We start from the raw sequence: 7,458 nt of genomic DNA on the forward strand, positions 1-7,458 counted from the left end.
CCATCCTGCTTGACGTTATCCAATAGACAGTCCCTCGGCAGAAAAGGCGTTGTAGTCAAATTTTCGACGTCCGCGCTCTTCTGCTGGAAGGTAGTTCTGATTGTCTTCAGACGTTGGTTGAATTGTTCGTGGAAGTGTTGAACAGACTCGTCGACGTGCAATGGAGGCTGGGACTGGTCACCGCACAGTCCGGCGCTATCGCCCGTTGGCGACCTGCGTCCAGTTCACCCGCTGGTTCACCCAGTCGGGGAACTGTTGAAGCGAGCGCATCTCCCTTAGCGTTCAATGCGCATGCCCGTGGCCTCCGCCACCGCCCCAGTAATGGCCGCCGCCCATACCACGCCCGGGGTATCCGTGGCCACCCCAGCCCCCCTGACTGCCCCAACCGCCTCGATAACCGTGCCCCCAATAGCCGTCGTGGCCCCAGTAGCCGTGCCGGCCCCCGCCGTAACAGCATCCGCCCCAATAGCCGAAGCTCAGTGACACCGATGGTCCCCACCACGCGGGCCAGCCGTAGTACGGATACGCAACGGGGTAATACGCAGGCACGACGAAGACGGGCGCGGCTGGTGCGATATAGGGGTTCGTCGATGCAGTTACATCTGACGCGGCGGCACCGGTCGCGGCTGCGTCGGTCATCGAGAAAGGATATTGCTGCTGCGGCGCTGCCGCGGGCACTTCGCCGTACGGAACGTAGCCATAGGGCACGTAGTAGTAGCAACCGGACAAAGCTGCGGACAGGACCACCACTGCAACGACGCCGCCCGCGCGCGACGTTGCATCCAGCGTTTTCATAACCAGCTCCGGGGTCTGATGCGACGCAACATGCGGCGCGCCTTTAATACAGTTAGCTTACTTCAAAAAACAGGCGCCCAGCGTTGCCGGGTTCGTGCGCATCAGGTCGCGGCCGCCAGGAACGGTCGGAAACGGTCGCGAAACGTCGGCCATTCATCAGTAGTCGTCGGGGCGGAACACAGACTGGAAAACGGTGCCCGTTCCTCAATTCGTCAGCGGGTGGCTCTGGCGCTGGCTCGTAGGTAATTTCGATGGGTTGCCCGGGATTCTGCTGGAAGGTACCGTGGTGTTTGCCGCGCTGTCCGGCGATGGTGAGTGCCCACTCCACTGTCATGCGATGTGATGCGACCGCGTTCCGGCTTCGCGAGGTACCCAGATGACTGCTGGTCTGACAACCGCATGAGGACTGAAACCGCAGGAGCCGACGGTCCGGTCGTCTATGTCGTCGATGACGACAAGGGAATCCGGCAGGCCCTCGACACGCTTTTGCGCTCAGTAGGCTTGCGCGTCGAAACGTTCGAGACCCCGGACGAATTTCTCCGGTCTCCTCACTCCGCAGGGCCGAGCTGCCTCATCCTCGACGTACGGCTCCGTGGGAAAAGCGGCATGGCTTTTCACCAGGAAATCCTCAATAGCGGCATGCGTATTCCCGTCATCTTCATGACCGGTCATGGAGACATCGAGATGGGGGTGAAGGCGATGAAGGCCGGCGCACTCGATTTCCTGGCGAAGCCGTTCAAGGACCAGGACATGCTCGACGCCGTGGCTCAGGCCCTGGCGCGGGACAGCGAACGGCTCACGGCAGAAACTGCGTTAGCCGGTCTGCGCGCTTTGTATGAATCCCTGTCACCACGCGAGAAAGAGGTAATGGCCTTTGTGCTGTCCGGCCTGCTGAACAAGCAGATTGCCTCTGAGATGAACCTGAGCGAAATCACGGTGAAGGTTCACCGTGGACAGGTGATGCGCAAGATGAACGCGCGCTCGATGCCAGACCTTGTCCGCAAGGCCGAATCGCTTGGTATCCAGCCCTGTCTGCCCCACGGCGGTCATCATTGAGCGCCGTCGTGCGTTAGCACTTCTGTACAGCGTCGATGATTCGCTAGGGATTTCCGAGAGCGACCGAGAGCCAGTGAGTCAGTGCAGTGGCCTGGTAAGGCTTCTGCAGCAACACCAATGCGCCGTTACTCGCCGCTTTTGCCTGCAATGCCGGCGTCGGATAGGCGCTGATAAAGATGGTGGCCGGGGCATGTCCCTGGGCACGAAGGCGCTCATGCATCTCGATACCCGACATCCCGGACATCCGGATGTCGGAAATCAGGCAGGCGGTATCAGCGGCCTGGCCAGACAAAAGAAATTCTTCTGCCGACTCATACATGCGCGCGTTCCAGCCCAGCGACCGGATGAGGCTGCTTAACGCAACACGGACGGCCTTATCGTCGTCGACAATCGAAACCACAGGCGCTACTTGCAAAATGGGGCCCTCAATTATTCTCTCTCGGGATGACGTGTGGTCGGTGCCGTCCGCCTCTCCTGATTAACAGCTTACTTGACAACGGCGTTCAGTGACATGATACGAACGCATATGTAGACTGAACCACCTGCGCGCCGGTCGCCCCGTATATCGCTCTCTCACCTCCTCCTTCATGGCTGGCGGAAGACTGAACGAGAACGTTGCGCCGCCGTCAGGATTATTGGAGGCCCAGATTTGCCCACCATGGGCTTCAACAATGGAACTGGAAATGGCCAGCCCCATCCCCATGCCGGAGCTGCGTGTCGTAAAGAACGGTTCAAAGAGTCGCGGAAGATTGGCCTCCCGGACCCCAGCCCCCGAGTCTTTTACCGCCACGACAACATTGCCTTCCGGGTCAAGGCGGGACTGGACGACAAGTTCGCGCCTCCCGTCGACGCTCGCCATCGACTGCAGACCGTTGTTGATTAGATTGACGAGCACCTGCTGGAGCTGCACATGGTCGCCCAGTATCAGCGGTAGCCCCGTGGCAAGACGACGTGTCAGCGAGGCATTCTGGCGCTCAATATCACGCCTGATAACAGCAATTGCCTCCTCGACCACGCCGTTGATTGCAATCGGTGCCCGGTCCGGCGGCACCCCCTTCATGAGCGCCCTCACACGTTGCACGATTGCTGCTGCCCTGTTTCCCTCGTCTGTCATCTGGCTAACGCAACCCTCGATTTCTTCCATGTCCGGAGGCTGGCGATGGAGCCAGCGCAGACATGCTTCGCCGTTCGTTACGATGGCGGAAAGGGGCTGTCCCACTTCATGGGCAATTGATGCACTCAGTTCACCAAGCGCCGTTACCCGGCTGACGCGTTCAAGTTCGCTTTGCGCATGCCGCAACTGCTCCTCTGTCTGCTTCGCACGCGTCACGTCCATCACGGCCCCGATTAACAGCCTGTTATTCGGGTGGCCGTTGGTTGCGTGTGCAAGCACATGGAGGTGCTTGATGCGTCCATCGGGAAAAAGCAGACGATGCTCGACGTCAAAGTCGGCAGTGGAACCGCTCGCCTGTTCAAGTATCTCCTCGAGCACGCGTATATCGTCTGGATGCATCCGCTGCCTGACCAGCTCGATGGTGGGCGCGACCGCCGGGTCGTACTCGAAGATAGAAAAAGTCTGCTCGGACCAGAAGACTTCGCCGCTTGAGAAATTCCAGCCAAAACTGCCGGTCCTGCTTAGCTTCTGCGCTTCGGCGAAGTACTGCGCCTGACTCTTTCGCAGCAGGTCCTCGGCGCGCCTGCGCTGTGTGATGTCGTTGTTGGTCTCAAGCGTGGCCAACGGGTTTCCCGCGCCGTCGCGCTGCAAGGCCCAGCGGCTCGTCACGATTATCTCGGTGCCATCCCGCCTCGTGTGAATTAGCTCGCCCTCCCACTGGCCGTCGCGAAGAAAAATCCGCTGGAGCTGGTCGCGAGGCAGCGGGAACACCGAACTCAGAAGTTCGTCGATGAACTTCCCCATCGCCTCTTCCTTCTTCCATCCATAGAGTGTCTCTGCTGCCTGATTCCAGTACGTAATCACGTCATTTTTATCGCGCACGATGATGATGTCGTGCGTCAGCTCCAGCAGCTGCGCCTGCGCGCGCTGCGTCTTTTCAACGCGGCCAATCCGCCTGACAAGGGTGGTGATTGCGAGTGACGTGACGAGAAAGGCAACAAGGGCGAAGGAATCCTGGGGTTTGCTGATGTGAAAGCTATCGATGGGTGCCGTGAAAAAATAGCTGAGCAGCACAGCGCCGACAACCGAGAAAATGACCGATGAGATGAAGCTGTCCAGCAGGGACAGGAGAACAACGGCAACCAGAAGCAGGAAGCCAGCGGTGCTCTCTTCCTGGTCCAGAAGGACACAGGCTGCAGTAACGGCTCCGAGCGCGATGCAGCCTCCGAGCCACAATGTCGCCAGGTACCGCAAGCTTGTGCTTTCATGTGAAGAACCTAGTGCCGGCACAGAACGTTTCCCCTTTGCGCAACTGCACCAGCCGCTTGCATCGGTCTCCAGATACCGGCCGACGCTTTCGACTTCTCCGACTGTTCGGTTGTCATGCGTCAATTAAAGAATGAAAAATCTGCCGGGCGAACAGACAGGCGCTGTGTCGGTCCTGGACGCGGTGCGGTATCGCCTGTTTTTGCAGTATGACACCGCTCAACAAGTCTCCTCACTGCGGTTATACGCTCGTATAAGCGAGTTACGCTAACGCGGCGTCGGCCTATCCAACGGTAGGATAGATTGGCCCTTCGCCAAAGCCTACTCTTGTCTCATCGAGACGGCGCTCGCCGTGATGACGGCGCAAAAAGCTCCGCAAGTCAGCGGGCATTCGGCTCTGCAACTTGCGCGAGCAATGGAACAGCCGTTGCCTGCAAACAGAGAAGTGAAAACCCACCGCTTTGGGGCCGTGCCATGGTGACGGTATTACTGGTCGACGACGACATCAACCTGCTTCGGGCGCTTGAGGTTCTGATTTGCGGCGAAGGTTATGAGGTTACGACTGCATCGAACGGGCATGAAGCACTGCGGGCAGCACACCGCAGGCGTCCGGACATTGTGGTGTCCGATTTCATGATGCCCGTCATGGACGGTCCCGCCCTCATAAGCGCGCTCGCGGCTGAGCCTGACTTCGCAACTATTCCTGTGCTGCTCAACTCAGCAGTGGCGAAACCGCAGCCTCACCTGCGAGTGGCGGCGTTTCTCCGAAAGCCGGTCGCAGCCTCGCGGCTGCTGGAACTGCTTGAGTTGCACAGTCCGCAGGTCACAGTGGGGTCGTCGCCCTGACCGGTCACGTCGATACGCCAGCAATGGAAAGGCATATCTCACTCGTGAAGCATTGCCTGACGCTGAGTGTCTCAGGGTGCGCTTCGCTCATCTGGCCACAGCAGGTCCAAAATGAAACTAGATGCCGCGATGTTTGTGCGACTGCGTCGTCTCGCTCCGCTTCTCGATGACGTGCTCAACGCAGGAGAGGTCGAGCACGCAGACCAGGCGGCGGGCCTTGTGACTTGCGCAGCTATGTTCAAAACTGTTCGATGCGTACCATTGTCAATACCCGCGCGAGATTGCGCAAGCGCGACCCGACGCTTTCGAGTCGCAGTGATGTACCAGCTCTGAACCGACCCGTGGCTCCAGGTACTCGACGTCAGGTCCCTGCGGAACTACCTCCCCTGTTTGCGGTCGACAATTACGCTCGCCCGGACTGTCCCTCTGTGCAACGACCCGAGGGGAAGCAGATGAGTAAGCACATCGCGATATGGGACTTCCGTGGGAGAGTCAGCCACGGCCTGGAAGGGTGTGGCTGCACGTCAGGTGCATATTTTGAGGGCAAGCGCGCCGAAGCCCGGGCCTGCGATATCTTGAGGTCGGAGTCGACGTAGCCGAGTGGACTATGCCTGTGATGTCGTTCTCTACTCCGAATTCAAGTCAATGGATGCATGAGCAGTATGCTCCATCCAGTACACCTACAGACGAGAAGAAGATTGCAAGGTGTCAGCATCGCGCGTCATAGCTATGAAAGGACATTCACCCCATCATGTCTAGCAAATCGCGAACCCGAAACGACACCCGAGCTGCCATATCACCGCTGCTCCGAGCGCTTACGTTCAGTCGGACTGCACACGAGCCCGTAACGCAAACAATGCTTTTGCAGTGCTACACAGGGTTGGACGCGTTCCGGCGAGGTCATGGCTCGCGCGCGCTGTTTACGACTTTGGGCCGACGATTACTCGTTGCCGGAGAGCTGTGTCGGCTCGGATACCATCGAGACGAAATTGAGTACATACAATGGGCGCACGCGGCGATGCTGCATATCGACGCTACAGAGAAAGAAGGCGGCGTATGGCTAATGAGTGATGTCGACTATGCACGGTTATGTCGGGCGTTCGAAACCTTTGGCCGCCAGTTGTCAGTGGCATCGCTTGGTGGCATCGCCAAGGCCGAAGCGAGAATGGTGGGCGGCCTGCTCAAAGCCGAACGAACTCTCGCCCTCGCAGAAGCGGCGGCGTAGCGGCCAAGGTCTGCTCGACAGACTCACATCTGGTAGCGCGACGAACGTTTCAATCGTGCCTTTCTGCTTCAGGTCTTGACTCCGACGTGCGGGGTCGCCCAAATGGACGGTACAAGCGTCGTCCGTGTGCCGCATCACCACGATGCTCGCGGCGTTATTGAGCGACATGCGGCATTACTTCACGGGTCGCGTCCAATTGACAGAGCGTCGGGCGCCGCCCAACGGTTCACCCACAGACCAAAGACGGGCCAATTCCGTGGGCCTTTCGGGCTTGCGGGAGCCATACATTTGAAACGCTGTATGACGACGCGATTGCTTGGTTCTGTAGATGCGGCGATTTTGTTTACTGCCCCCATTGGCGGTTACAAGGCCGTAACTCAGCGGGGCAGATGTGCTCGTAAAGTCTGAGCATCAAATCGAGCAATGAGGCGACGAAATGATGTTCAAACACCAGACGTTTTCACTAGGGCTCGGCGCAATCGCGCTGACTCTTTCGGGCGGAGCGATGGCCCAGGTCCGTCTCGGAGTAAATATCGGGATTCCGGCTCCCGTGTATATGGGGCCCGCGCCTGTATATGCGCCACCGCCGCGCGTCTACGCACCGGCGCCGGTCATCGCGGGCCCTGGACTCTTCATCGGCTGGCATGGTGACCGGTATTGGGATGGGCACCGTTATTGGAGCAGGCGCGATTGGTATCCGCGCGGACATCACGACTATCGCCGCTGGTAACGGCGACATCGATGGCGGAGACAACGACGACAACAACGGCGGTGGAGACGGCGCGGATGACGTCAGCGAAGCCAACGTCGCACGAGGTCGCGCCACAGTTACAAAAAAATAGAAGGCTTGATTTCGGGCAGTTTTCTGGACGCCACCTCCCAATGCGAAATCATCACCCATGTTGCGCGGTATACATACTGCTGCCTGTTCCGCGGTGCAGCCGCGTGACTGGTCGGACATCAACGGCAGCGGTCGCGGGATAGCCGGTGCTGTGGGATAGCCTTGAGATACCGGACAGGGTGGCGAAGTTAGCGCCCTGAGGCGAACGGCTGACGGGCGACGCTGGCTCCGAGGGGCATCTCAATGATGCTTTGGAACGTGTCTGAAGGTCTCGCTCTGGATAAGGCGGGGCTCAACTTCACCAAGGGGCATTCA

8 protein-coding genes are annotated in these 7,458 nt (G+C 59.1%); 5 read left to right on the plus strand and 3 right to left on the minus strand.

Features of this window, described 5'->3' with window-relative positions; all coding sequences use genetic code 11:
* Nucleotides 1-282: 282 nt before the first annotated feature.
* On the minus strand, nt 283-795 hold the full coding sequence (locus PQR02_RS38950) for a hypothetical protein (protein WP_408243149.1): 513 nt from the start codon (nt 793-795) through the stop codon (nt 283-285).
* A 399-nt stretch (nt 796-1,194) separates the two neighbouring features.
* Here PQR02_RS38950 and PQR02_RS38955 point away from each other — a divergent pair, with 399 nt between their 5' ends.
* Nucleotides 1,195-1,851, plus strand: a complete 657-nt coding sequence (locus PQR02_RS38955) for a response regulator transcription factor (protein ID WP_408243150.1) — start codon at nt 1,195-1,197, stop codon at nt 1,849-1,851.
* A gap of 43 nt (nt 1,852-1,894) precedes the next feature.
* On the opposite strand, the gene PQR02_RS38960 is transcribed toward PQR02_RS38955, so the two are convergent.
* A complete protein-coding gene (locus tag PQR02_RS38960) occupies nt 1,895-2,251 on the minus strand; it encodes a response regulator transcription factor (protein WP_408243151.1) in 357 nt (118 codons plus the stop codon).
* A gap of 78 nt (nt 2,252-2,329) precedes the next feature.
* Nucleotides 2,330-4,219, minus strand: coding sequence for an ATP-binding protein (locus tag PQR02_RS38965; RefSeq protein ID WP_408243152.1), 1,890 nt, complete (start codon nt 4,217-4,219; stop codon nt 2,330-2,332).
* Between the two features lie 486 nt (nt 4,220-4,705).
* On the opposite strand from PQR02_RS38965, the gene PQR02_RS38970 reads away from it, so the two are divergent.
* The 4 genes from PQR02_RS38970 to PQR02_RS38985 all read left to right on the plus strand — a co-directional run bounded on the left by PQR02_RS38970 (nt 4,706) and on the right by PQR02_RS38985 (nt 7,144).
* The gene (locus PQR02_RS38970) at nt 4,706-5,077 is read left to right on the plus strand and encodes a response regulator (protein ID WP_408243153.1); all 372 of its coding nucleotides are present in this window, start codon (nt 4,706-4,708) and stop codon (nt 5,075-5,077) included.
* A gap of 751 nt (nt 5,078-5,828) precedes the next feature.
* Nucleotides 5,829-6,302 carry a hypothetical protein gene (locus PQR02_RS38975; protein WP_408243154.1) on the plus strand — a complete coding sequence of 158 codons (474 nt, stop codon included), beginning with the start codon at nt 5,829-5,831 and terminating at the stop codon, nt 6,300-6,302.
* Nucleotides 6,303-6,741: 439 nt separating this feature from the next.
* Nucleotides 6,742-7,032 (plus strand): hypothetical protein, encoded by a 291-nt coding sequence (locus PQR02_RS38980; RefSeq protein WP_408243155.1) that lies wholly within the window; start codon nt 6,742-6,744, stop codon nt 7,030-7,032.
* Nucleotides 6,947-7,144 (plus strand): hypothetical protein, encoded by a 198-nt coding sequence (locus PQR02_RS38985; RefSeq protein WP_408243156.1) that lies wholly within the window; start codon nt 6,947-6,949, stop codon nt 7,142-7,144. Before PQR02_RS38980 ends, PQR02_RS38985 begins: the two co-directional genes overlap by 86 nt.
* Nucleotides 7,145-7,458 lie beyond the last annotated feature (314 nt).

The organism is Paraburkholderia sediminicola (assembly GCF_046026895.1).
In the GTDB taxonomy this organism is placed as follows: Bacteria; Pseudomonadota; Gammaproteobacteria; order Burkholderiales; family Burkholderiaceae; genus Paraburkholderia; species Paraburkholderia sediminicola_C.

What these genes read in the sequence shown, in the direction of transcription:
- PQR02_RS38970 (WP_408243153.1), top strand. Translation starts at nt 4,706, where the DNA reads ATGGTGACGGTATTACTGGTCGACGACGACATCAACCTGCTTCGGGCG.
- PQR02_RS38975 (WP_408243154.1), top strand. Translation starts at nt 5,829, where the DNA reads ATGTCTAGCAAATCGCGAACCCGAAACGACACCCGAGCTGCCATATCA.
- PQR02_RS38985 (WP_408243156.1), top strand. Translation starts at nt 6,947, where the DNA reads ATGGTGACCGGTATTGGGATGGGCACCGTTATTGGAGCAGGCGCGATT.
- PQR02_RS38950 (WP_408243149.1), bottom strand. Translation starts at nt 795, where the DNA reads ATGAAAACGCTGGATGCAACGTCGCGCGCGGGCGGCGTCGTTGCAGTG.
- PQR02_RS38955 (WP_408243150.1), top strand. Translation starts at nt 1,195, where the DNA reads ATGAGGACTGAAACCGCAGGAGCCGACGGTCCGGTCGTCTATGTCGTC.
- PQR02_RS38980 (WP_408243155.1), top strand. Translation starts at nt 6,742, where the DNA reads ATGTTCAAACACCAGACGTTTTCACTAGGGCTCGGCGCAATCGCGCTG.